Annotated in this window: 19 protein-coding genes and 1 pseudogene; 10 read left to right on the top strand and 10 right to left on the bottom strand. The window is 73.2% G+C overall.

The features are described from left to right. Positions 1-2: 2 nt before the first annotated feature. From C3492_RS31390 to paaK, 3 genes are all read right to left on the bottom strand, one after another. Positions 3-884: a TIGR03620 family F420-dependent LLM class oxidoreductase gene (locus C3492_RS31390; protein WP_103816030.1), complete on the bottom strand. Its 882-nt coding sequence runs from the start codon at positions 882-884 to the stop codon at positions 3-5. Between the two features lie 150 nt (positions 885-1,034). Beyond that, the gene (locus tag C3492_RS31385) at positions 1,035-1,367 is read right to left on the bottom strand and encodes a helix-turn-helix transcriptional regulator (RefSeq protein WP_103816029.1); all 333 of its coding nucleotides are present in this window, start codon (positions 1,365-1,367) and stop codon (positions 1,035-1,037) included. Between the two features lie 140 nt (positions 1,368-1,507). Next, positions 1,508-2,812: a phenylacetate--CoA ligase PaaK gene (paaK, locus tag C3492_RS31380; RefSeq protein ID WP_103816028.1), complete on the bottom strand. Its 1,305-nt coding sequence runs from the start codon at positions 2,810-2,812 to the stop codon at positions 1,508-1,510. 172 nt (positions 2,813-2,984) lie between these two features. On the opposite strand from paaK, the gene C3492_RS31375 reads away from it, so the two are divergent. The 6 genes and pseudogenes from C3492_RS31375 to C3492_RS31350 all read left to right on the top strand — a co-directional run bounded on the left by C3492_RS31375 (position 2,985) and on the right by C3492_RS31350 (position 9,139). Continuing rightward, positions 2,985-3,821, top strand: a complete 837-nt coding sequence (locus C3492_RS31375) for an alpha/beta fold hydrolase (protein WP_181140652.1) — start codon at positions 2,985-2,987, stop codon at positions 3,819-3,821. Positions 3,822-4,072: 251 nt separating this feature from the next. Then, a complete protein-coding gene (locus tag C3492_RS31370; RefSeq protein WP_103816026.1) occupies positions 4,073-4,315 on the top strand; it encodes a DUF397 domain-containing protein in 243 nt (80 codons plus the stop codon). Positions 4,316-4,432: 117 nt separating this feature from the next. Then, a pseudogene (locus C3492_RS31365) lies at positions 4,433-5,334 on the top strand (universal stress protein). A 371-nt stretch (positions 5,335-5,705) separates the two neighbouring features. Then, on the top strand, positions 5,706-6,974 hold the full coding sequence (locus C3492_RS31360; protein ID WP_103816025.1) for a PHB depolymerase family esterase: 1,269 nt from the start codon (positions 5,706-5,708) through the stop codon (positions 6,972-6,974). 139 nt (positions 6,975-7,113) lie between these two features. Beyond that, the gene (locus tag C3492_RS31355; protein ID WP_103816024.1) at positions 7,114-8,583 is read left to right on the top strand and encodes a 3-hydroxybutyrate oligomer hydrolase family protein; all 1,470 of its coding nucleotides are present in this window, start codon (positions 7,114-7,116) and stop codon (positions 8,581-8,583) included. A 58-nt stretch (positions 8,584-8,641) separates the two neighbouring features. Then, positions 8,642-9,139, top strand: coding sequence for a hypothetical protein (locus tag C3492_RS31350; RefSeq protein ID WP_014670824.1), 498 nt, complete (start codon positions 8,642-8,644; stop codon positions 9,137-9,139). A gap of 9 nt (positions 9,140-9,148) precedes the next feature. Here C3492_RS31350 and C3492_RS31345 read toward each other — a convergent pair whose 3' ends face one another. After that, positions 9,149-11,122, bottom strand: a complete 1,974-nt coding sequence (locus C3492_RS31345) for an N-acetylmuramoyl-L-alanine amidase (protein ID WP_181140651.1) — start codon at positions 11,120-11,122, stop codon at positions 9,149-9,151. Positions 11,123-11,385: 263 nt separating this feature from the next. Then, positions 11,386-12,531, bottom strand: coding sequence for an aminoglycoside phosphotransferase family protein (locus C3492_RS31340; protein WP_103816023.1), 1,146 nt, complete (start codon positions 12,529-12,531; stop codon positions 11,386-11,388). Between the two features lie 344 nt (positions 12,532-12,875). Here C3492_RS31340 and C3492_RS31335 point away from each other — a divergent pair, with 344 nt between their 5' ends. Further along, positions 12,876-14,372 carry a hypothetical protein gene (locus C3492_RS31335; RefSeq protein WP_103816022.1) on the top strand — a complete coding sequence of 499 codons (1,497 nt, stop codon included), beginning with the start codon at positions 12,876-12,878 and terminating at the stop codon, positions 14,370-14,372. 47 nt (positions 14,373-14,419) lie between these two features. On the opposite strand, the gene C3492_RS31330 is transcribed toward C3492_RS31335, so the two are convergent. Further along, on the bottom strand, positions 14,420-15,850 hold the full coding sequence (locus C3492_RS31330; RefSeq protein ID WP_103816021.1) for a PP2C family protein-serine/threonine phosphatase: 1,431 nt from the start codon (positions 15,848-15,850) through the stop codon (positions 14,420-14,422). A 347-nt stretch (positions 15,851-16,197) separates the two neighbouring features. On the opposite strand from C3492_RS31330, the gene C3492_RS31325 reads away from it, so the two are divergent. After that, positions 16,198-16,611, top strand: coding sequence for an SsgA family sporulation/cell division regulator (locus tag C3492_RS31325; protein ID WP_103816020.1), 414 nt, complete (start codon positions 16,198-16,200; stop codon positions 16,609-16,611). Positions 16,612-16,683: 72 nt separating this feature from the next. On the opposite strand, the gene C3492_RS31320 is transcribed toward C3492_RS31325, so the two are convergent. Both C3492_RS31320 and C3492_RS31315 read right to left on the bottom strand, forming a co-directional pair. Next, positions 16,684-17,709, bottom strand: coding sequence for a Gfo/Idh/MocA family protein (locus C3492_RS31320; RefSeq protein WP_103816019.1), 1,026 nt, complete (start codon positions 17,707-17,709; stop codon positions 16,684-16,686). Positions 17,710-17,775: 66 nt separating this feature from the next. After that, positions 17,776-18,870: a chemotaxis protein gene (locus C3492_RS31315; protein WP_103816018.1), complete on the bottom strand. Its 1,095-nt coding sequence runs from the start codon at positions 18,868-18,870 to the stop codon at positions 17,776-17,778. A 611-nt stretch (positions 18,871-19,481) separates the two neighbouring features. Here C3492_RS31315 and asnB point away from each other — a divergent pair. After that, the gene (gene asnB / locus C3492_RS31310) at positions 19,482-21,323 is read left to right on the top strand and encodes an asparagine synthase (glutamine-hydrolyzing) (RefSeq protein ID WP_103816017.1); all 1,842 of its coding nucleotides are present in this window, start codon (positions 19,482-19,484) and stop codon (positions 21,321-21,323) included. A 4-nt stretch (positions 21,324-21,327) separates the two neighbouring features. Here the strand turns inward: asnB and C3492_RS31305 are convergent, their stop codons facing one another. After that, positions 21,328-21,852: a DUF4232 domain-containing protein gene (locus tag C3492_RS31305; protein ID WP_103816016.1), complete on the bottom strand. Its 525-nt coding sequence runs from the start codon at positions 21,850-21,852 to the stop codon at positions 21,328-21,330. A gap of 180 nt (positions 21,853-22,032) precedes the next feature. Continuing rightward, a complete protein-coding gene (locus C3492_RS31300; protein ID WP_103816015.1) occupies positions 22,033-23,637 on the bottom strand; it encodes an alpha/beta hydrolase in 1,605 nt (534 codons plus the stop codon). Positions 23,638-23,922: 285 nt separating this feature from the next. On the opposite strand from C3492_RS31300, the gene C3492_RS31295 reads away from it, so the two are divergent. Further along, positions 23,923-24,606 carry a chaplin gene (locus C3492_RS31295; RefSeq protein ID WP_181140650.1) on the top strand — a complete coding sequence of 228 codons (684 nt, stop codon included), beginning with the start codon at positions 23,923-23,925 and terminating at the stop codon, positions 24,604-24,606. Positions 24,607-24,956: the final 350 nt, after the last annotated feature.

The raw sequence follows: 24,956 nt of genomic DNA, 5'->3' as shown, positions 1-24,956 counted from the left end.
GCTCATCGGCCGGCCGATTCCTTCGCCGGGAGCAGGGCGTCGGCCAGCGACCGCCAGTGCGGCAGCGCCGACTCGCCCGGCCGCACGCCGATCACCTGTACCGCCACATGGTCGGCGCCCGCGTCGACGTGCCCGCGCAGCTTGCGTACGACGGTGTCCGGGTCGCCCCAGAACACCAGGTCGTCCACGAAGCGGTCACTGCCGCCGCCGGACAGGTCGTCGTCGGTGTAGCCCAGCCGGCGGAACTTGGCGAGGTTGTACGGCGTCCGGAGATAGCCGCGCAGATGCTCGCGCGCGAGACCGCGGGCCCGGACCGGGTCGGTCTCGAACAGCACGGCGTGCTCGACGGCGAGGAACGCGTCCGGGCCGAGGATCTCCCGGGCCTGAGCGGTGTGGGCCGTGTTCACATGGTAGGTGTGGGCTCCGGCCGCGCGGTCGCGGGCCAGCCGGAGCATCTTCGGCCCGTAGGCGGCCAGCAGCCGCCGGACCGGGGTCTCCGGGCGGGGGTTCGGCGTCTCCAGGGTGTCCAGCTCGTCCAGGTACGCGGACATGGCGGCCAGCGGCTTCACCCCCGGCCGGGGGTCGCCGCCGAAGCCCAGGCCGAGCACGTGCCGGCCCGGGTAGGCGTCCGCCAGCAGCAGGGCGGCGCCGTGCGTCCAGCGGGCCTCGCGCGACCAGATCCGGGCGATGCCGTTGACGACGGTCAGCCGCCGGGTGGCGGAGAGCAGCAGGCCGGCGTGTGTGAACGCGTCCCGGCCGAGCGCCTCGGGAATCCACAGCGCCCGCCAGCCCAGGTCCTCCAACTGCTGGACGGAGTCCCGGATCCGCGCGGCCGGCTGGTGCTCGAAGTCGAAGGTGTAGATCCCGAACGTGCCCAGGTCCATGGGTGTGCTCCCTCGCAGACAATGCTTCGTCGATTCGGAATATCGCAGATTCTCGATATGACACGCAAGGGGGAGCGCCGAAGGCGGGAGGCGGGCCAGCGGGAAGGGGGGGTGGGCCCCGCGACGCCGGGATGATCCAGACGAAAGGGTCTAGAGGGTCTGTCCCAGCCGGGTGACGAGGTCGGCGATGCGCTGCTCGTCCCGCTTGTAGTGGGTCCACTTGCCGACCCGGGTCGCCCGGACCAGACCGGCGCGCTGGAGTTCCGCCATGTAGGCCGACACGGTGGACTGGGCCAGCCCTGCCTTGGCCTGGATGTGGCTCACGCACACACCCACCTCGGCGGGGTCGGCGATGGCCGCCTCCATCGGGAAGTGCCGCTCGGGCTCGCGCAGCCATCGCAGCATCTGGAGGCGCATCGGGTTGGACAGCGCCCGCAGCGCGTTGACCAGGTCCGGGTCCGGGGTGGGGGCGGTGTCCGTCATGGCTCCGGAGTATAAGCGGCGCTCGACGTTTCGAGGTACGTCGATGCGACCGCGCGGGGCGGCTGTCCCCGGCGACCGGTGTCGCCCCCGGCCGTCGGAGCCGCCCCGTGCGGTCGGAGCCGTCCCGGTGTGCCCGACCCCTACCCGGCGTCGCGCGGCCGCAGGTCCACGATCCGGCGGATCTTGCCCACCGAGCGCTCCAGCGACTCGGGTTCCACGATCTCCACGCCGACCGACACCCCGATGCCGTCCTTGACCGCCGCGACGATGGCGCGGGCCGCCGCCTCCCGCACCTCCGGCGGTGCGTCGGGGCGGGCCTCTGCCCGCACGGTCAGCGCGTCCATGCGGCCCTCACGGGTGAGGCGCAACTGGAAGTGCGGCGCCACACCGGGCGTGCGCAGCACGATCTCCTCGATCTGGGTCGGGAACAGATTGACCCCGCGCAGGATCACCATGTCGTCGCTGCGCCCGGTGATCTTCTCCATCCGCCGGAACACCCGGGCCGTGCCGGGCAGCAGCCGCGTCAGGTCCCGCGTCCGGTACCGGACGATCGGCATGGCCTCCTTGGTCAGCGAGGTGAACACCAGCTCGCCCCGCTCGCCCTCCGGCAGTACCTCACCCGTGATCGGATCCACGACTTCCGGGTAGAAGTGGTCCTCCCACACATGGAGGCCGTCCTTGGTCTCCGCGCACTCCTGGGCGACACCGGGGCCGATCACCTCGGACAGCCCGTAGATGTCGACGGCGTCGATCGCGAACCGCTCCTCGATCTCCCGCCGCATCTGCTCGGTCCAGGGTTCGGCACCGAAGACGCCCACCCGCAGCGAGGTGGTGCGCGGGTCCACGCCCTGCCGTTCGAACTCGTCCAGCAGGGTGAGCATGTAGGACGGGGTCACCATGATGACGGACGGCTCCAGATCCTGGATCAGCTGCACCTGCCGGGCCGTCATGCCGCCGGACGCGGGGACGACCGTACAGCCCAGGCGCTCGGCGCCGTAGTGCGCACCGAGCCCCCCGGTGAACAGCCCATAGCCGTACGCCACATGGACGACATCGCCCGGCCGGCCGCCGGCCGCCCTGATCGACCGCGCCACCATGTCGGCCCACATGGAAAGGTCGTTGTCCGTGTAGCCGACGACCGTGGGGCGTCCCGTGGTGCCGCTGGAGGCGTGCAGCCGGCGGATCTTCTCCCGGGGCACGGCGAACAAGCCGTACGGGTAGTTCTCCCGGAGGTCCGCCTTGGTCGTGAAGGGGAAGTGCGCGAGGTCGGCGAGGGTGCGGCAGTCCTCCGGGCGGACGCCGGCCTTGTCGAAGGACTCACGGTAGAACGGCACGTTCTCGTACGCGTGCCGCAGCGACGTACGCAGCCGCTCCAGCTGCAGTGCCCGCAGCTCCTCGGCTCCGAGCCGTTCGCCCGCGTCGAGCAGGTCCGTCACATCCGCCATCGCGACGTCTCCCTCACCAGCAGCCTCGTTCCACCGACCGATCATTCGGTCGATGTGTTCCGGGTCAGTAAATGCAGGTCACGAACCCTGAGGCAAGAGGGCGGCGGAGAATTTCCGCGGGGAGCCCCAAACGCGTTGCGGCTCAGCGGCGGACCGCACCATGATCGACGACATGCCGATCTTCACCGCGTCCGACGGAACACGGCTCGCCTACCACCTGCGGGGGGAGGGGGAGCCGCTCGCCGTGGTGCCCGGGGGGCCCATGCGGGCCTCCGAGTACCTCGGGGAGCTGGGCGGGCTGACCGCGCACCGCCGCCTGGCCCTGCTCGACCTGCGGGGGACCGGTGACTCGGAGGTGCCCGCGGACCCGGCGACGTACCGCTGCGACCGGATGGTCCAGGACCTGGAGGTATGGCGGGAACACATGGGCCTGGAGCACATGGATCTGCTCGCCCACTCCGCGGGCGCCGCCCTGGCGATGCTCTACGCGGCCCGCCATCCGCATCGGATACGGCGGCTGCTGCTGATCACTCCCAACCCGTCCGCCCTGGGCCTGCGCGCCGTGCCCGAGGACCGGCTGGCCGCGGCCCGGCTGCGTGCGGGCGAGCCGTGGTTCGGGCGGGCCTTCCCCGCCTTCCGCGCCTGGCTCGTGGGCGAGGCGGACTTCAACGACGTGTTCCTGCCGTTCTTCTACGGCCGCTGGGACGACACCGCCCGCGCCCACACCGACGCGGAACTGCACCAGACCAACGAGGAGGCCGGCGAGCACTACTTCTCCGAGGGCGCCTTCACCCCGGACGCGACCCGGAAGGCCCTCGCCGCCCTGACCGCGCCGGTCCTCGTGTACGCGGGCGCGCTCGACGGCTGGCCGAGCCCCGCCGTGGCCCGCCGCACCGCCGAGGCCTTCCCGCACGCCGAGTGCGCCGTCCAGCCCGGCGCCGGGCACTACCCCTGGCTGGACGACCCGGAGCGGTTCGTCGGCCGGACGCACGCCTTCCTCGACCGGTGACGGGTTCCCGGCCGGAGGCGACGAGGTCAGGAACACCCGGTGGACGGCGCCCGCAGGGTGCTCGGGCACCCGTACGGCGGCGGCTCCCCGTTCTTCTCGCTGTGGCTCGTGGGCGCCGGGCCCCCCGACTCCTGACGGTCCCGCCGGAGCGGCCGGCCGACCTGCCGGAGGGTTCTCCCCGCGTGCCCTGTCCGCCGTAGCGACCGGTCGCTAGGCTGACCCGCGGACGACGAACCGGGAGGAGCAGGGACGTGGCCGAGAGCACCATCCAGCAGCAGCCGCTGGCGGGCTGGGACAAGCCGGAGCTGGACCTGAGCAAGGCCGAGTGGCAGTCCAGCAGCCGCGGTCTGGGCGATGTCCAGATCGCCTTTGTCGAGGGCTTCATCGCGATGCGCAACAGCGGCCGGCCGGAGAGCCCCTCCCTGATCTTCACCCCCGCGGAATGGGGCGCCTTCGTCTCCGGCGCCCGGGAGGGCGAGTTCGACCTCACCTGAACCGGGGGTGTTCCGGCCGGATTTCCGGACACGCGACCGGCAGGGCCCTGTCGGGGCCGGACCTGAGCCAGGCTGGCCCCAGCAAGGGGAAGGTCGTGTTCCGGAGGTGGGGCAAGGATGGACGCTGCGCCGGTCATCGCCGCGGTCGACGGTTCCGAGGACAGCCTGCGCGCCCTGGACTGGGCCCTGGACGCCGCCCGCCGTCGCGCGGCACCGCTGCGCGTGGTGCACGTACGGCAGTACGCCGCCTGGGGCCAGGCCGACGTGCTGGTCGCCGGGCCGCCCGAGGCGGAGGGTGATCCGGTGCTCGACGAGGTGCGCGGCCGGCTCGCGGACCACACCGGGCCACCGGCCGTGGAGTACCTCGCGGTGGAGGGCGTACCGGGGGCCGTCCTGCCCGAACTGGGCAGCGACGCCCAGCTGTTGGTGCTCGGCTCGCGGGGCCGCGGCGGCTTCGCCACCTGCTCCTCGGCTCCAACGGCCTCGCCGCCGCCCGGGACGCCGAGTGCCCGGTGGTCGTCGTACCCAGGCCGGGCCGGGAGGTGCACGGGGAGGGCCCGGCCGAGCCCGGGCCGCGGGTCGTCGTCGGCCTGCACGTCGACAGCCCCGACGAGTCCGTCCTCGCCCTCGCGTTCGCCGAGGCCGCCCTGCGCGATGCCCGGCTCCAGGTGATCGCCGCCTACCCGTGGCCGGTGCAGACCTGGTCGGCGCCCGGCCAACTGGTGCCGCCCCTGATCGACCAGGACGCCGTGGCGAACGAGACCCGCACCCTCGCCGAGGGCTTCCTCGCCCCCCACCGCGAACGGCACCCCGAGGTACGCGCCGACGCCGAGGCCCGGCCGGGCGACGCGGCCGGTCACCTCGTCGCCGCCTCGAAGGACGCCGACCTGGTGGTCGTCGGCCGGCACCGGCGGCGGCTGCTCGCCCCGGCCCGCATGCTGGGTTCCGTCACCCAGGCCGTACTGCTGCACGCGGCGAGCCCGATCGCGGTGGTGCCGCCTGCCCCACCACAGGAGTGAGGCCGAGGAGCATCGACAGGGGGGTGCGGTCGGCGGAGTGCGGTCGGGGAACGAGGCCGGCGGAGTGCGGTCGGCTCAGCGATGCAGGCGGAGTGGCGCGGGCCGAGTGGCACGGGTGGAGTGCCGCATGCGGAGTGACGTGACGCACGCGAAGTGATGCAGGGTCACATCGGCGTAGCAGACCCCACCGCGCTCCGCAATCCGTCCGGTGCCGACGGACGACCCCACCGCTGTGGTGCGCCGCGCCATGGTGCCCGGACACACCCGAACCTATGGTTCCGGCACTCCCGGCTGGTTCCGCCGCGCTCGGCGCGCCAGGCGCCGCCCCGTGGGGGAGCGGCCGGGACCGTGTGTCCACCGAAGGAGCCGCCATGCCACTGCCCCCGTTCAGCAGGGCACCCGGAGCGCCACCACGGGCCCGCCCGCTGCCCCGCCTCCTGCCCCGCCTTCTCGCCGTCCTCGCCGTCGTCCTCGGCACCGCGCTCGCCGGCCCCGCGCCCCAGGCCCAGGCCCGGACCCAGGCCGCCGTCACGCTCACCCGGGTGAGCGGCTTCGGCTCCAACCCGGGCGCCCTCACCATGTACGTGTACCGGCCCGCCACCCTGCCGGCCCACCCGCCGGTGGTCGTGGCCCTGCACGGCTGCACGCAGAGCGCCCAGGTCTACGCCGACAACTCCGGGCTGCCGCAACTCGCCGACCGCGACGGCTTCCTGCTCGTACTCGCCGAGACCGGCACCGCCAACAACGCGAGCAAGTGCTTCAACTGGTTCCAGGCCGGCGACAACCAGCGCGGCCAGGGCGAGGCCCTGTCCGTCCGGCAGATGGTGAGCCAGGCCGTCACCGCCTACGGCGCCGACCCGCAGCGCGTCTATGTCACCGGCCTCTCCGCCGGCGGCGCGATGACCGCGGTCATGCTCGCCACCTACCCCGACGTCTTCTCGGCGGGCGCGGTCGTCGCCGGCCTGCCCTACGACTGCACCAGGGACAACAGCCCCTACACCTGCATGAACCCCGGCGTCGACCTGAGTCCGGCCGCGTGGGCGCAGCGGGTGCGGGACGCCTACCCGTCGTACGGCGGGCCGTGGCCGCGCACCGCCATCTGGTACGGCGACCAGGACACCACTGTCGTACCGCGCAACGCCACCGAGCTGCGCGACCAGTGGACGGCCCTGCACGGCCTGTCCCAGACGCCCACGCGCACGACGACGATCGGGCCGGACGCCACCCGGCAGGACCAGTACCTGGCGGCCGACGGCACGGTCGCCGTCGAGGTCGACCGGGTCCCGGGCATCGGGCACGGCACCCCGGTGGACCCCGGCACCGGCAACGAACAGTGCGGAAGCACCGCATCCCCGTACTTCCTCGACTCGATCTGCTCCAGCCGCTGGATCGCCCGGTTCTTCGGCCTGGACACCAGCGACCCGGGCGGCGGGGACCCGGACCCGGGCGGCGGCACCGCCGCCTGCTGGACGGCGAGCAACTACGCCCATGTACAGGCGGGACGGGCCACCACCAGCGGCGGCTACACCTACGCCAAGGGATCGCAACAGAACATGGGCCTCTACAACACGTTCGTCACCCACACCCTGAAGGAGTCACCCCCGGGCTACTTCACCCTCGCCGACACCGGCTGCCCCTGACAGCCGGTCAGGGACCGGAAGGGCCGCCATGGTGCCCGGCGCCGCCGAACGCGCCGTCATCATGGCGGCCCCACACATGTCCGGAACCCCCACACCAGCCCTAGCCTCCAGCGCGTCCCCAACCCGCCGGAGGAACCCCATGCTTCCCCACCCCACGCCACCACTCGGCCGCGCCGGACGGCTCACCCGGGCCGCCCGGCGCACCGCCCTGGGCGCCCTCTCGCTCGCCGCCGCCTGCTCGCTCCTGGTCACCCCCGCCACCGCGGCACCCGTCGGCCCGGATCCGGCGGACGCCCACTGCGCGGGACAGGCCCGGCTGCACGTCCCCGGCGCCGCCCGCCAGCAGACCGACTGCCTGGACGAGCTGACCACCGCCGGGACCGTGGCCACCGGCCACACCGACCCGGCCGACTACGCGGGACTCACCCCCAAGGACCTGCCCACGCCCAGCGGCGTCCCCGGCATCCAGATCGACGGCTACTTCCCGGACACCTCGACCACCAACACCAACCACGGCTGGCACCACGACTCCCAGTTCGTCGTGCGGCTGCCCGACCACTGGAACGGCGGCCTGGTGGTCGCCGGCACCCCGGGCAACCGCGAGCAGTACGCGAACGACCGGGCCATCGCCGACTGGGTGCTCGCCCGCGGCTACGCCTACGCCGCCACCGACAAGGGCAATACCGGCACGGCCTTCTACCGCGACGGCCGCCGTCCCGGTGACGCCATCGCCGAATGGAACACCCGCCTCACCCAGCTCACCCGCGCCGCCCGCGCTGTCGTCACCCAGCGCTACCAGCGGCCCCCGGCCCGCACCCTCGCCACCGGCATGTCCAACGGCGGCTACCTGGTGCGCTGGCAGCTGGAGAACCACCCCGAGCTGTACGACGGCGGAGTCGACTGGGAGGGCACCCTCTGGCGCACCGACGGCCCCAACCTGCTCACCTTCCTGCCGGCCGCGCTGCGCCACTACCCCGCCTACGCCGCGGGCGGCCCCGGGGCGGCCGAGGCCGGGGCGGCGCTGCACCGGGCCGGCTTCCCGGCCGGCTCCGAGTTCCTGTGGCCGTACCACCACCAGGTCTACTGGGACCTCACCCAGCGGATCTACCGTGAGGAACTCGACCCGGGCTACGACGGTGACACCGAGGCGGGCACCCCGTACTGCGCCTCCGGCACCCCCGCCTGCGACGCCGACTACGCTTACCCGGACCGGCCCGCCGCCGTCCACCGGGCGGTCGACCGCATCGCCCTGACCGGACGCATCGGCAAGCCCTTGATCACCCTCCAGGGCACCCTCGACGTCCTGCTGCCGATCAGCCAGGACTCCGACGTCTACGCCCGCATGGTCCACCAGGCCGGCCGCGGCTCGCTGCTGCGCTACTACCGTATCGAGGACGGCACCCACACCGACTCGCTGGCCGACCTCTTCCCCGACCGGCTCCGCCCGATGGTGCCCTGCCACCGTTCCGCCTTCACCGCCCTGGAACGCTGGCTCGACGGAGCCGGCCGCCCGCCCGCCGACCGCACCGTCGCCCGCCCGGCCGGCGCGGACCCGGCCACCCTGCTCACCAGCTGCCCCCTGCGCCAGCCGATCTCCCGGGTGCGCTAGCCGATCTCCCGGGCGCCCACAGGTCACCCACCGGAGCCCAGGCACGTACCATGGCCGCATGTCGTTCCTCCGCCGCCGCAGCGCGACCCCTGCCGGACCCGACTTCGACGTGCTGGCCATGGACCCGGGCGACTGGCCGGGCAACCTCGGCGCGGGTCTGCTGCCCGCCCCCGACGGCACCTGCCAGGGCGTCTTCCTGCGTTACGACCTGTTCGGCGGACGCGGCCCCGCCATGATCATCGGCAACCTCCCCGAGGGCTCCCCGGCCCGTGACGTCGCCGAGGGGGAGATCCCCTTCGAGGTGGGGCAGCTGCTGCTGGCGCTGGAGAACGACGAGGAGGTCACCGTCGTCGGTGTCGAGGACACCCCGGTGCTCCAGGGCGACAACCTCCTCATCGTGCGGCGGCTCAAGCTCTCCGAGAGCCGTATCTCCTGCGTCCAGTTCGACCGCAGCGACGGCGTCCTCGTCACCATCGCCGCCTGGGACCGCCCGATCACCGACGACCTGTACGCCCTGCTGAAGCCGCTCCCGGCGGAGCTTTTCCAGCAGGGCTGAGAGACCGGGCTAGCGCGCCGCCCCTTCGACCGTCACGTCCGCCGCCCGGACGAACCCGACCCGGTGGCCGTACTGGATCTCGTAGTACAGGTCCTGGCCCACCACGACCCGGTGCGAGTCGGGGGTGAAGGTGACCGCGTAGTAGTACTCGCCCGGCACCTCGTCACCGGCCACGTACTTCTGCCCGGCCGGGATCGTGTAGGGCAGCGGCACTACCGACTGGGCGGGGACGCCCGCCGGGTAGGCCTCCTTCTCCGGGTAGGCGCGGCCGTACACCGGGATGCTCGCCAGTCCGTCCCTCGGCCGCACCAGGACGCCCTTCGCCGGTACGGCCGTCGGGTCCTTGACCGGGTTCCGGAACCAGGCCTTCTGCCCCAGGTACCAGATGGCCGTCCAGTCGCCCCAGCGATCGGCCACCGCGTACTGCTGACCGGTGGACACCCGTGAGGACAGATCGTTCACCCCGTCGGTCGGGTCGGTCTTCAGGCCGATGTCCTTGACCAGCGGGGCGTTCTCGTCATGGTCGGTGTACAGCCGCACCTCGCTGGATCCGTGCGCCGCGCACGGCTCGCCCTTGGTGGTGCAGCCGGTGTACACGGGCCGGTTCGAGGTGTAGTCCGGCAGGATCGTCACCGCCTCGGCGTGCCGGCCGGCCGTGGGCCGGAACGGGTGGCCGAGCAGCCGGAAGTAGTGCCGCCAGTCCCAGTACGGGCCGGGGTCCGTGTGCATCCCCGGGACGGTGGACGCGGTCGGACCGGGCACGTTGTCGTGGCCCAGGATGTGCTGCCGGTCCAGCGGGACGTCGTACGTCCGGGCCAGGTACCGCACCAGCCGCGCCGAGGACCGGTACATCGCCTCCGTGTACCAGGCGTCCGGCGAGGTGAGGAAGCCCTCGTGCTCGATGCCGATCGACTTGGCGTTGACGTACCAGTTGCCGGCGTGCCAGGCCACGTCCTTGCCCTTGACGTGCTGGGCGATCAACCCGTCGGTGGAGCGGATCGTGTAGTTCCAGGACACATAGGTGGGGTCCTTGATGAGGTTCATGACCCCGTCCCAGGCGCCCTCCGTGTCATGGATGACGATGTACTTGACGCTCTGCGACGCCGGGCGGTCGCCGAGGTCGTGGTTGCCGTAGTCGTTGTCCCCGAACTCCTCGTACGGCGCCGGGACCGACACACAGGACACCGATGTGGGGCACTCGGTGCCGTCCGTGGGCAGCGTGCGCAGGCCCGTCCGGCCCAGCCGGCCGGTGTCGGCGGTCAGCCGCGGCTGGGCGGCCAGGGACACGCGCTGGCCGTCGTCCGTGACACGCTCCTCGCCGGTGCGCAGCACGTCGTACACGTCGTCGGCGTACGCGGCGGCGGTCGCCGTGTCGTCGGCGCCGGAGAACCGGGCCACCGCGCCGTACCAGTCGGCCGGGTCGGCGCTCAGCGGCTCGCCCAGCTCCTTCTGCGTGGCGGCGAGCAGGGCGGCACCGCCCGCCACGTTCGCCGCCGGGTCGGTGCGCAGCTCCTCGGCGCGGATGCCGGTCAGTTCCGCCGCCCTCGGCAGCGTCCTCAGACGGGCCGGGACCGCCGACTCGGCCGGCACCTCGGCGACGACGGGGTGCCGTGCGGCACGAGCGCTGTCGCCCCGGGCGTCCTCCGTTCCCTCGGCGAAGTGCTCCGCGGTGGCGAGCGCGGTCCGGGCGTCGGTGAGGTGCATCGGGCCGTAGCCACCGGTCACGCTCGGCGCGCCGCCGTGCGCGTCCCAGCGGGACTGGAGGTAGGAGACGGCCAGCAGAACGCTCTGCGGCACGTGGTAGTCGGCCGCCGCGGTGGCGAACGCGTGCTGCAACCGGTCCGTGGGGGAATCCGCGGCGGTGGGGGCCGGGGCGGCGCCGAGCAGGGGCAGCAGCAGGGCCGCGGAGGCGAGCGGGAAGGCGGTCCGCCGCAGCCGTCTGTGGCCGGGGGTGGACGTGGGGTCGGTGGCGGATCCTCGCAATGCGGCCTCCTGTGACGGGCGGGGCGTGGCGGGGCGTGCGGGGCCGAGCTGGGTCAGTGGTACCGGCTTGCCGACGATCCGTCAATGATGCCTTTCGAAGGCCGATTTCCCATGTCACGGAGGGTTTCCGGCGAGTTTCGCGGCGGCGGCGCGCGGGCCTGCGGGGCGTCACTGGCATACACCAGTGGATCTCGAAGTCCGGGCGTGCGGAGAAGGTCCGCGGTGCGCCGCCGCTCAGGGCGCACCGCGGAGCCGTCACCCCCTCAGCGAGTGCCCACCGCCGCGCGGACGGCCTTGCGGGCCATCTGGCAGTCGTCGTGCAACCGCCTGAGCAGCAGCCGCTGTTCCTCGCCGGTCGGCATGGCACCGGGGTGGGCCGCGACCGGTGCCGCCGGGGCCGCCTCGTGCATCGAACGCTGCACGGCCGTCTCGTACCTACGGATCTCCCGGGTCAGCAGGAGCATCAGGTTCACCAGGAAGGCGTCCCGGGAGGCCGGGCCCGCCGACTGGGCGATCTGGCTGATCTGCCGCCGGGCCACCGGCGCGTCCCCGAGGACCAGCCACAGCGTCGCCAGGTCGTACCCCGGCAGATACCAGCCCGCGTGCTCCCAGTCCACCAGCACTGGACCGGCCGGTGACAACAGGATGTTCGACAGCAGGGCGTCGCCGTGACAGAACTGGAGCATGCCGTGCCGGCCCACCTCATGGGCGATGCCGTGCAGCAGCTTCTGCAGGTCACCCAAGTCCCGGTCGGTGAGCAGGCCCAGCTCGTGGTAGCGCGAGATCCGGGCCGCGTAGTCCAGCGGCATGTCGAAGGTGCCCGCCGGGGGCCGCCAGGCGTTCAGCCGGCAGATCGCGCCGAGCGCGGCCCGGATGTCCGCGCGCGGCGGCGCCTCCGCCGGATGCCGCTGGAACGACGCCGTCCGGCCCGGCATGCGCTCGATCACCAGCGTGCAGTTGTCCGGGTCCGCCGCGATCAGCCGCGGCACCCGGACCGGCGGCCGGTGCCGGACGAACGAGCGGTATGCGGCTATTTCCTGGCGGCTCCGCTCCGCCCAGGCCGGCGAGTGGTCCAGGAGACACTTCGCGACGGCCGTGCTGCGCCCTGTCGTCCCGACGAGGAGGACGGACCGTCCGCTGCGCCGCAGGACCTGCACCGGGGCGAACTCCGGGCAGATCCGGTGCACCGAGGCGAGCGCGGTGCGCAGCTGCGCGCCCTGGGGGCCGGACAGGTCCAGCCTCCCGCTGAGCGGTTGGGTGCCGGGCTGGCCCGGGACCCGCCGGGCCCGGCCCGCGACCGGCACGGGACCGCCCGGACGCGGCGCCGGGTCGAGGTAGGGCCCGCCGCCCGCCGGGCGGGGGCGCAGCGGCCGGGGCGGGGCGGACACGGAGGACGATGCTGCGTACATGGGAGAAACAGATCCCTTCGTGTGCCTGCGGTGCCTGCCTGTACGTCCGCGTCCCGAACTCATGCTCACGTTGCGTGCCCCGTGAGCGTGGTTCCGGGAGCGTGCGCCCACCCGGCCCGGCCGTCCGGGTACACCCTGGGGAATGTGCCCGTCATCGCCCGCAGTGCTCGGCCGTATACGGCCGTCATATGCGGGTGGCGACCGGGTCGGGGTGGCGCGTTCCTACCTGACACCCGATGGCTGGTGGCACACCATCTGGCGGACCCTGGCGAACCGTGGCGAATAGTCGCCCGGCAACTTGCACCGGGCTACTGTCAACTCAGCCGAGAACCTGGGGGCTTGACGTGAGCGGACAACCCAACACCCGCCTTGCGGACCTGTTCGGCCTGGCCGGCTGGTCGAAGGGCGAACTCGCGAGGCTGGTCAACCGGCAGGCGGCGGCCATGGGCCACCCCCAACTGTCGACCGACACCTCCCGGGTGCGGCGGTGGATCGACATGGGAGAGATCCCGCGCGATCCGGTGCCGCGGGTGCTGGCGGCCCTGTTCACCGAGCGTCTCGGCCGTGTCGTGACCATCGAGGACCTAGGTCTGGTACGGCACGGGCGTACGGGGAAACGGCAGAGCGACGGGATACAGGAACATCCCGACGGTGTGCCGTGGGCGCCCGAACGGACCGCCGCGGTCCTCACCGAATTCACGGGAATGGACCTCATGCTCAACCGACGCGGCTTGGTGGGCGCGGGTGCCGCGCTCGCCGCGGGATCCACACTCAGCAGCGCCATGCGCGACTGGCTGCACACCGACCCGGCCCTGAAGGCCGACGCCCCTGTCCTCGACGACCTCCTGCACGCCGACCCCGCCGGGTTCGACCGCTACGAGGCCGCCCCCATCGGGTCCCAGGAGATCGAGGAGCTGGAGCGCTCGGTCGAGGTGTTCCGCGCCTGGGACGCGGCCCGTGGCGGCGGGCTGCAGCGCAAGGCGGTCGTGGGCCAGCTCAACGAGGTGGGCGGCATGCTCGCCTACCACCACCCACCCCATCTCCAGCGGCGCCTGTGGGGCGTCGCGGCCAACCTCGCCGTCCTCGCGGGCTGGATGTCGCACGACGTCGGCCTGGAGCCCACGGCGCAGAAGTACTTCGTCATCGCCGCCCACGCCGCCAGAGAGGGCGGTGACCGGCCGCGCGCGGGTGAGGCGCTGTCCCGGGCGGCCCGGCAGATGGTGCACCTCGGCCGGCCGGACGACGCCCTGGACCTGATGAAGCTCGCCCAGTCCGGCGCCGGGGACCGCTTGCAGCCACGGACGAAGGCGATGTTCCACACCATCGAGGCCTGGGCGCAGGCGTCGATGGGCAAGGGCCAGGCGATGCGCCGCACGCTCGGGCAGGCGGAGGACCTCTTCGTCTCCGACCGGCAGGACGTGGAACCGCCGGACTGGATGCAGACCTTCAAGGACGAGGATCTGTACGGCATGCAGGCGCTCGCGTACCGCACGCTGGCGGAGTTCGACCCGGGTGCCGCCGCGCACGCCCAGTACTACGCGGAGAAGGCCCTCGCCCTCCGCGTCGACGGGCGGGAGCGGTCGAAGATCTTCGACCATCTGTCCATGGCGTCGGCCTGCTTCATCGCCGACGACCCCGAACAGGCCGACCGCTACGCCCGGCTGGCCCTGATGTCCATGGGCTCGAACTCCTCCCGGCGCACCTGGGACCGGCTGCGGCAGATGTACCGGCTGACCGCGGAGTACGCCGGCTATCCGAGGATCCACGAGTTGCGGGAGGAGATCAGGCTCGCCCTGCCCAAGCCGAGGGCCAAGGGGGACGGCAACAGCGCACAGGCGTAGGGGTCCTGTGCGCCGTCCGGCCCGGAGGGTCGGTCATGTGGTGAGCGTCAGGTCGTGACCTTGACGACGAGCACGCACGCGTCGTCCTCGCGCCCGGCCCCACCGAACTCCTCGACGACCGTTCGCACACAGTCCTGCGCGGTGCGCGCCGCGCCGAACCGTGGGGCGAGGCCGACGAGCCGGTCCACAGCCGCCGTCCTGCTGTGGCCCGACAGCAGCCCGTCGGTGTGCAGGAGGAGCAGGTCGCCCGGTCGCAGGGTGACGACGGACTGTCCGTAGACGGCGCCCGAGGAGGCGCCGAGCAGGACGCCGTCCGGTGCGTTCAGCACGCGCCCCGTCCCGTCGCGGTACAGCAGCGGGGCGGGGTGTCCTGCCTGCGCCCAGACCAGGGTGCGGGTCTCGGGCCGGTAGCGGCAGCAGACGGCGCTGCCGAGGGCGGGCTGCACGGTGGTGTCGAGTAACTGGTTGAGCAGGGTGAGCAGTTGACCGGGCTCCGTGCCGGCCATCGCCATCCCGCGTACGGCACCGAGCAGCGTGGCCATACCGGAGGCGACGGCGACGCCCTGTCCGGTGAGGTCGCCGACGCTGAGCAGCGTCTGACCGTCGGTCAGTTCCAGGGCGTCGTACCAGTCGCCGCCGAGCAGCGTGGGGGTCGCGGCCGGGAGACGGTGGGCCGCCAGGTCCAGTGCGCCCGGCCCCTGGCGCGGGAGCCGCAGGGAGCCGCGCCATGGCGGCAGCACGGCTTCCTGCAGCTCTGCCGCGATCCGGTGCTCGGTCTGCTCCCGCCGGCGGTGACGGTGCAGCGAGTCACGGGTCTCGCGCACCGTCCGCTGGCTGCGGCGCAGTTCGCTGACGTCGCGCAGCACGGCCCACATGGAGGTCGTGCCGCCGTCGGCGCCGAGCACCGGCTCGCCCATCATGTGCACGGTCCGCACGGAGGCGTCGGGCCGTACGACACGGAACTCGCCGTCGATCGGCTTGGCGTCGACCAGGCAGTCCGTGACCATCGCGGTGAGTTTCGGCCGGTCCTCGTCCAGGACCAGGCTGGGCAGCTCGTCCAGGGTGAGGGCCGGACGGGCCGGGTCGACGCCGAGGATCTGGTACAGCTCGCCGGACCAGCTCGCCTCGTCGGTCAGCAGATCCCACTCGGCGCTGCCCACGCGGCTGAGCAGCGAGCCGCTCGGGGCGGCGGCCGGCGCGGGCGGTGCCGCGAGAGGCGCCGCGGGCTCGGCCGGGGCGGGCTGCGGGCCGTCCCGCAGCTGGGCCAAGTGGGCGTCCAGATAGTCGAGTTGGTGCAGGGCGAGGTCGTACAGGGCGCGCTGCCAGCGTTCCTCGGGGTCCGCACCGTCGCTCCGGGTGTCCCGCCGTACGGCGTCCACGTCACCCTTGAGCCGCCGCGCCTGCGTTATCAACGACTCGACCGAGCCGCGCCCGGGCGGCTGGGCGGCTGGGTGGTCCGCGGAGACTGGGGACGGCATGACGCACTCCGATGCGGGACGGTACGGCGGGGACGACGGGGGACCGCTACGACTGTCGCACAGCCCGCGACGCCCTGTAAGGGATTTGGCAACACACGATACGGTGGTGCTTCCGGCATATGCCAGAGTCTTCCCGGAGGGATCCACGGGTACGAACGACGTACGCGCCGGGGTGGCCAAGTCGTAGCACCGATACGCGAGTTGAGCCAGTTGGTGCGGTCCGGCCCCGGTGTTCAAGCGTGTGTTCGACGCCCGTGTGTTCCATGACGGTGCGGAGCGGCCGGTACCTGCCGAAGTCTGACCGGAATTGACGGCATGCGACAGGGCCGCGCGGACTCCTTAAGAGCATGGACATCACCGTCGAACAGCTCGCCGAGGCCCGGCTCGTCACCGCCCAGGACCAGGAGGTCCCGGTGTCCGCCACTCTTCGCTACACCGCCGACGACCCCCTCGCCGTGTTCGTGGACTTCCCGGCCGAGGCCGCGCTGCACGGCGAGGAGGTCACCTGGACCTTCGCGCGCGCCCTGCTCGACCAGGGGCTGCGGGCCCCGGCTGGCCACGGGGACGTGCAGATATGGCCGTACGGCCGTACCCGGACGGTCATGGAGTTCCACTCGCCGCACGGCATGGCCCTGCTGCTGTTCCCGGCGTCGTCGCTGCGGCGCTTCCTGGTGCGGACGTACGAGGTGGTGGCGGGCGGGCAGGAGGACGTGGCCGACGTGGTGGAGCGGGGGCTGAGCGCGCTGTTCGGCGGGGTGTGAGGCGGGGACACCCGGAGCGGCGGCCGTTCGGTCGTCGACCGGCCGGACGGCGCCGGCCGCCCACTCCGCCGGTCAGCGGCTCGCGGGGGCGTACAGGTCCGGACGCGGGGCCAGGTCGACGGCCACCCGGCCTCCCGTCTCCAGTGCACGGACCCCCGCCTCGGCGACGGCGGACGCCGCGTAGCCGTCCCACACGTCCGGCCCGGTGACCTCCCCGCGCCGGGTCGCGTCGACCCACGCCTGCAGCTCACGGTCGTAGGCGTCGGCGAAGCGGACGAGGTAGTCCTGCGCCACCTCTTCCCGGGCGCCGCCCCGGGTGGTGACCACCATGGTGTGCTCGTCGCCGATCCGGGCGCTGCCCGCCTCGCACACGGCCTCGCAGCGCACCTGGTAGCCGAAGCGGCTGTTCACGAAGACCTCCACGTCCACCAGGGCGCCCCGCTCGGTCTCGAACAGCACGAACTGCGGGTCGAGCAGGCCCTCGGGCGCGGCCGAGGACGGCGTGGGCCGCAGCACGGTGACCGCCGTCAGCTCCTGCCCGAGCAGCCAGCGGGCCGCGTCGATCTCGTGCGAGACGGAACTGTTGATCAGCATGGCGCTGGTGAAGCCGGCCGGGGAGGAGACGTTGCGGTGCGTGCAGTGCAGCATCAGCGGCCGGCCCAGGCTGCCGCCGTCCAGCAGGGCCTTCAGCCGCCGGTACTCGGCGTCGTAGCGGCGCATGAAGCCGATCTGGGCCAGCCGGCGGCCCAGCGCCGCCTCGGCCTCCACGATCCGCAGGGCGCCGGCGGAGTCCGGCACCATGGGCTTCTCGCACAGCACCGGCAGCCGGCGGGCGAAGGCGGCGAGCAGCGCCTCCTCGTGCGCGGGGCCGGGGGAGGCGATCAGGACGGCCGCCACACCGGGCGCGTCGAGAGCGGCCACCGGGTCGGTGTGCACGCTGACCCTGTCGAGTCCGGCCACCGCTGACGCGGCCCGCTCGGCATCGGGGTCGGCCACCGCCGCGACGCTGGCTCCGCTGACCACCTGGTCAAGCCGTCGTATGTGATCGGCCCCCATGTGTCCGGCACCCAGCACCGCCACACCCAGCAGGTCACCCATGTGTGCGCTCCCTTACGCCGACGATCACGCCGTAGCGTACGCCGACGCAAGGGCGGGCCCTCAGGGTCAGTACCGCAGCACTCCCGCGATGCCGTGGGCGTCGCCGAGCGCGCCGTCGGGCACGAAGCGCACCTCGGCGCCCGTCTCCAGGCACTGCTCGACGATCTCGTCCACGATGTCGTCGCGGGCGTCCAGGTCGCCGGGTTCGGCCGGCACCAGATGCTCGCCGAGATCGCGGACGGTGGCCCGGAAGTCCTCCTCCACGGCCAGCAGCCGGACCCGGCCCTCCCGGGCGCTCTGCCACAGCTCGTCCAGCCCGGCCGCGTACGTGCGGTGCCCGCGCGCCGAGGTCAGCTCGTCGACCACGGCCTCGGTGTCCTTGCGGGACTCCTCCGCCAGCACCGGGCGCAGCGCCTGCCAGACCGCTTCCGGGCCGGCGTGCCCGAGACCGCCGCGCGGGACGTGGACGGCGGACTTGGCGACGCTGCCGACCTCGTCCAGCAGTGACAGCGCCGCCTGCTCGCCCATGACGTAGAGCGGACGGGGCTGTTCGCGCAGGACCGTGGCCATGGCGGTGTCCGCCTCGCGCAGGAACTGGCGGGTGCCCTCGTCGCGGAAGGTGCTCGGCAGATCGCCGATCCGCATCTGGCGCTCCGCGTCGAAGTTCTCGCGTCTGCGCTCCAGCGGGAAGCCGCCCCAGCGTTCCTCCACGACCCGGTCCGCGCCGCCGCTCCACAGGGTGACGCGGTCCGCGGCGACGGACAGCACCCAGTAGGGGCGCTCGGCGGTGTGTGCGGCGACCAGGTTGCGGGTGAGGAAGGTGTCGGACAGCACCACCCGCTCGGGGACGGTCCGGGCCAGGGACCACACCTGGTGCTCACCCGGGGCGGCGAAGATCACCAGACCGTCCTCGGCATGCGTCAGGTCGACCTCCGCGAGGGCGCGGTCGAGCTGCGCCACGACGTCGGCGCGCCGCTCACGGGTGACGGCGGGGTCGGACTCCAGACGCCTGCGCGCCTCGGTCAGCGCGTTGCGCAGCCGGACCGGATCCTGGCCGCTCCCGCGTTCCCGGCGGTGCGTCGGGGTCAGTACGGAGACTGCCGGATAGGGGCGCGGGCGCCGCAGTTCGGCAAGGGTCACGGGACTCAGTGCGTGCTCCATGACACGACGATAGGGCGGATTCACCATTACGGCATTCGGGGTAATCCGGTCATCGATACCTGTGCTGACCACCGCCGCCGTTCCCGGCGCCCGGCGGTGACGCGGGCCCCGCGGCCGGTTGCGGACTCGCCAGTGACCGGGGCCGGAGCGGATGGTGCCGGTCAGCTCCCTCGGCGGCCTTCGCGCCGGGCCACCCGCGCGAGGGCACGCCAAGGCGTACCCCGACGCGGTCGTCCGCGTCCTGGACGCCGGCCTGCGAACTGCCGGTGGAGGAGCCGGCCGAACCGACCGGGGTGCCGGACCCGTTTCTGACCGCGAAGCCGTGGCGAGGCGTACCGCTCGGGTTGCTTGGGGAAGTTTTTGCCTGTGGCCGGTTCATGTCGTCCTCTGCTCGGTGACGGGCCGGTCTGCGGATTTTGCTGAGGCAAAACACGGCCGAAACCGTGGGGCGGGCGCCCGCGCCGTGTTACAGCCGCGTTGACTCGGCCGACCGCCTGACGGACGCTCGTCATATAGGTGCTCGATACAACTGGTTTGCCGGCCGGTCCTCCGCGACCGCGAAAGCGCAGGTGAACGCGGGCCGACGGGCAGCCGGAGGCAGGAGGTAGCGCATGTGCGGCATCACCGGATGGGTCTCCTTCGACCGTGACCTGACGGCCGAGGCCACCACATTGCATGCGATGACCGAGACGATGGCCTGCCGGGGCCCGGACGACCGCGGCACCTGGACCGAGGGTCCCGCCGCGCTGGGACACCGCCGGCTCGCCATCATCGACCTCCCCGGCGGCCGTCAGCCGATGTCCCTGCCGACCCCCGAGGGCACCGTCGCCCTCGTCTACTCCGGGGAGGTCTACAACTTCACCGAGCTGCGCCGGGAACTCACGGACCGCGGCCACCGGTTCACCACCGACTCCGACACCGAGGTCGTGCTGCACGGCTACCTGGAGTGGGGCGACGCCGTCGCCGAACGGCTCAACGGCATGTACGCGTTCGCCGTGTGGGACGGCCGCGTCGGCAAGCTGGTCATGATCCGCGACCGCATGGGCATCAAGCCGTTCTACTACCAGCCCACCGCCGACGGCGTCCTCTTCGGCTCCGAACCCAAGGCGATCCTCGCCAACCCGCTGGTCCGGCCCCGCGTCACGCTGGACGGCCTGCGCGAGCTGTTCGTCATGGTCAAGACGCCGGGCCACGCCTTCTGGGACGGCATGCGCGAGGTGGAGCCCGGCACGGTCGTCACCGTCGACCGCTCCGGCCTGTCCACCCGCGTGTACTGGCGTCTGGAGACCCGCCCGCACACCGACGACCGCGACGCCACCATCGCCACCGTGCGCTCGCTCCTCGACGACATCGTGCGCCGCCAGCTGGTCGCCGACGTGCCGCGCTGCACCCTGCTCTCCGGTGGGCTCGACTCCTCCGCCATGACCGCGCTGGCCGCCCGGCAACTCGCCGCGCACGGCGAGAAGGTGCGCAGTTTCGCCGTCGACTTCGTCGGCCAGACCGACAACTTCGTCGCCGACGAACTGCGCGGCACCCCCGACACGCCCTTCGTGCACGACGTGGCCCGGCTCGCCGGGACCGACCACCAGGACATCGTGCTCGACGCCGACGCCCTCGCCGACCCCGCCGTCCGCGCCCAGGTCATCCGGGCCCGCGACGTGCCGTCCGGCCTCGGCGACATGGACAGCTCCCTGCTGCTGCTCTTCCGCGCCATCCGGGAGAAGTCCACGGTGGCCCTGTCCGGCGAGTCCGCCGACGAGGTCTTCGGCGGCTACCTCCAGTTCTTCGACGAGGAGGCGCGCCGCGCCGACACCTTCCCGTGGCTGACGACCATGGGCCGCCACTTCGGCGAGGACGCCGGCGTGGTGCGCGCCGACCTCGCCAAGTCCCTGGACCTGGAGAGCTATGTCGCCGACGGCTACCGCACCGCCGTCGCCGGCGTCGACCGGCTGGACGGCGAGAGCGACTTCGAGTACCGGATGCGGCAGATCAGCCACCTCCACCTGACCCGCTTCGTGCGCATGCTGCTCGACCGCAAGGACCGTATGAGCATGGCCGTCGGACTTGAGGTCCGGGTGCCGTTCTGCGACCACCGGCTGGTCGAGTACGTCTACAACGCGCCCTGGGCCCTGAAGTCCTTCGACGGCCGGGAGAAGAGCCTGCTCCGGGAGGCGGCGGCGGACGTCCTGCCGCGCTCGGTGTACGAGCGCGTCAAGAGCCCGTACCCGTCCACGCAGGACCCCCGGTACGCCCGCGCCCTCCAGGAGCAGACCAAGGACCTGCTCGCCCGGCCCTCCCACCCCGTCTTCGACCTCGTCGACCGGGACCGGGTCCGGCAGGCCGCCGAACGCGAGGCGCCGGTCAGCACCCAGGCGGCCCGGCGGGGCCTGGAACGCACCCTGGACCTCGCGGGGTGGCTGGACCTTTACTCGCCCGAGCTGGTGCTCGACTGAGCGGTCAGCCGAGCCCGATGGCGCGGTCCGCGGCCTCCGCCGACCGCTGCCACCACGTGGTCACCGGCTCCCATACCAGCACCCGGCGCCCGGTGCCGAGCCGTCCCGCGGTGAAGGAGCGGCCCCAGTGCGCGGCCGACGCCGCCACCCCGACCCCCACCACCCGGCGGGCCTCCGGGTCCGCCGGATCGGCGATGGTCCGCACGTCGGCCCAGGCCGTGCCGCCCGCCGCGAGCCGGTAGCTGCCCGCGCCGCCCTCCGGCACCGGCAGCGCGATCCCGTCCAGGTCCCCGAAGGTCACCGTGGGCACCCGGTCGACGACACACGCGCGGGTGCCGCGGTTGGTGACGCTGGTGCGCAGCACGGTCGGGTGGCCGGTCACGGCCTTCGCCCGGATCGTCAGCGCCTTCTCGGCGCAGCGGGCCGGCCGGTCCTGTCCGGCGGCGGCCTGACTCTGCGGGGCGGTCAGCAGCAGGGCCGCCACGGCGGCCGAGGCGGCGGGTACGGCGATGACGGCACGCATGCGCATGACGGGCTCCCTGTCGCGGTCACGTTCGGATGGGGCGGGATACAGCGGCCTCGGCGCGCCTTGTCGAGTGGGACGGCCGGCGCGGCCGGGAGGTTGCCCCGGTGCGCGGCATTCACCCGGATGCGTCACGTCCGGTGCCGGCCGGCGCGGGGTGGACCGGCGGCCGACGACGTGCGGCCCTCAGCCGGTGCTGTCCTGGGTGACACTCGGGCGGGTCGCGTCGGCCGGGCAGGAGCTGCCGCTCGCGGGCAGCGAGCCGTACAGCAGGAAGTCGTTGACCTTGCGGTGCACACACACGGAGGACGAGTACCCGGTGTGGCCCTCACCCTTGTTGTCGAGCACCACCGCCGACGGGCCGAGCCGGTGTGCCGTCTCCACGGTCCACCGGTACGGCGTCGCCGGGTCACCGCGCGTGCCGACCAGCAGCATCTTCGCCGAGCGCACGTCCTTCACCCGGTCGCGGATGAAGTCGGTGCCCTTGGGGCGGCCGTAGCACAGCAGCAGCTGGGTGAGCCGGTAGCGGCCGAAGACCGGTGAGGCCCGGTCGTAGGCGGCCCGCAGGTCCTTCAGGTCCTCGGTGAGCCGTGCCGCGGTGGGCCGGTCGGGGTCGTCCGCGCAGTTGATCGCCATCAGCGCGGCCGGCAGGTTGTCCGCCGGGATGTCCTGGGCGTCGACCAGTCCGCCGTCCGACCGGTGCCGCTCGTGGGGCAGGCCGATGCCGCCCGTGGTGAACGCCAGGACACGCCGGGTGTCGCCGTCGTCGATCAGCGAGGCCAGCGCGCGCTCCAGTGAGGGCCACAGCTCCCTGCTGTACAGGGCCTGTCCGATGGCCCCCACCAGGTCCTGGCCGGAGAACGATCCACCGGAGCCCGTGGGCACCGGGTTCTCGTCGAGCGAGCGCACCAGCCGGATCACCTCGGCTCCGGCCTTGCGCCGGTCCTGCCCGAACGGACAGCCGAGATCCGTCGTACACCAGTCCAGGAAGTCGTCCAGCGCCGTCTGCTGCCCCTCGGCCCCCGCCACTCCCTGCTCGGCCGGCGACTCGGTCAGCGTGTCCACGCCGTCCAGGACGACCCGGCCGACCTTTCCGGGGAACTGCGCCGCGTACACCGCGCCGAGCCGGCTGCCGTAGGAGAAGCCCAGGTAGTTGAGCCGGCCGTCGCCGAGCGCCTGACGGATGACGTCCAGGTCGCGGGAGGCGTTCACGGTGCCGATGTGCGGCAGCACCGGGCCGGAGGACCGGGCGCACTGGTCGGCGGCCTGCCGCAACCGCTTGAACAGCGTCTGGGGACGGGCGATGTCGGTGTCCTTCTCCGCCACGGCCGAGGCCGCGTCGCTGCCCTCGCCACAGCTGACGGGGGAGGACCGGCCGACCCCGCGTGGGTCGAACGTGACCAGGTCGTAGCCCTTGGTCAGGTCCATGAACTGCTTGCCCTCGGCGGCCAGGGCGGGGATGCCGGCACCGCCCGGACCACCGAAGTTCAGCAGCAGGGAGCCCTGGGGCGTCCCGTCGGCGCGGTAGCGGGCCAGCGCCACGTCGAGCGTGCCGGCGCGTGGTCGCGCGTAGTCGAGCGGGACGGTGACCTTCGCGCACTGGAGGTCCTTCGGCATGTCCGCCCCCCGGCAGGCCGTCCAGGTGAGCTTCTGCCGGTAGAAACGGGACAGGTCGGGCTGCGGCTGGTCGGCGGCAGCCGCGGGCAGCCCGGCTCCTAGCAGCGCGAGGGCGAGGGCCGAGGCGCCCGCGCAACGCCGGACGGCGGACCGTGTGGACAGCTTGGCCAGCATCGTTCGCCTCCCGGGGCGCCCGCCACGGACCGGGGTCGGCGCCCTCGGATCAGGTTAAGCGGGCACCGGACAGCCCGCCTCCGGGCGAGCGGGGCGGCTGCCGCCGGGGTACTCCGCCGCGCCCTCCGTGCCCCGTTGGTGATCTTTCAGCGGCTTTACATGCAGTTCGATAACCGTGCCGCTCGATGGGGTGAAAGACCGATTAGCCATAACTCCGACTGGTTCGACTCCGTTCTAGGTGGTGCGGGTGAGTGCTCGCGATGATGTCTGGAAGGCAGGGAACCTATGAGACGGGCTACCCGAAACGGTGTGATCGCCGTCGCCGCCGCGTCCGGCGCGATGGCCGTGGCGCTGCCGGTGTCCACCGCCTTCGCGGCGGGCGGGTCCGACGCCCACGGCTCGGCGGCCGACTCGCCCGGGCTGATCTCCGGCAACGGCATCCAGCTGCCGGTGCATGTGCCGGTGAACGTCTGCGGCAACACGGTGAACGTCGTGGGGCTGCTCAACCCGGCCGCGGGCAACACCTGCGCGAACACCGGCGGAGCGAAGAGCGGCGGCACGGGGAAGGACGGGGCACCGGCCACGTCCGGCGGGGCGTCCGCCCACGGCGCCACCGAGGACTCGCCCGGAGTGCTCTCGGGCAACGGCGTCCAGCTCCCCGTCGACCTGCCGGTCAACGTCAGCGGGAACAGCGTCGACGTCGTCGGCATCGGCAACCCGGCCCACGGCAACCAGTCGGTCAACGGCCCCGGCGACGAGCCGACCCGGCCCCCGCGGACCCCGGCCCCGACGCACCGGGCCCCGAAGCCGCCGGCCCCCGTCCGGTCGCACCCCGCTCCGCACCCGGCGACCTCCACGCTGGCCCACACGGGAGCGGACGTGACGGCCCCGGCCGTCGCCGGCAGCGCCGCGCTCCTCCTCACCGGCGCGATCCTGTACCGCCGCTTCCGCCCCGGCCGCCCCCGCTGACCCACCCCACCCACCCCTCACACGGCCCCACCGGACCCCGGCCCGGCGGGGCCGTGCGCCCCCTCGGGGACGGTTCGGGGTGCGGCCGACGCTGGATGCGGGGCCGGGGCAGCCGGCCGCCGAGGAGGGGCCGTATCCGCCGGTTTCCGGCCGGGAGGGTCCGGCCCCACCGGATCTCGGCCCGGCGGGCCGTGTGGGGTAGTGCGAGGCGCGACCGACACCGGATGCCGGGCCCGGTCAGCCGGCCGCCGAGGAGGGGCCGTATCCGCCGGTTTCCGGCCGGGAGGGTCCGGCCCCACCGGATCTCGGCCCGGCGGGCCGTGTGGGGCAGTGCGAGGCGCGACCGACAC

Source organism: Streptomyces sp. Ru62, from assembly GCF_002920615.1.
GTDB lineage: Bacteria > Actinomycetota > Actinomycetes > Streptomycetales > Streptomycetaceae > Streptomyces.
Note: the sequence above shows the minus strand (reverse complement) of the source record. Positions and strands in the feature narration are given on the sequence as shown.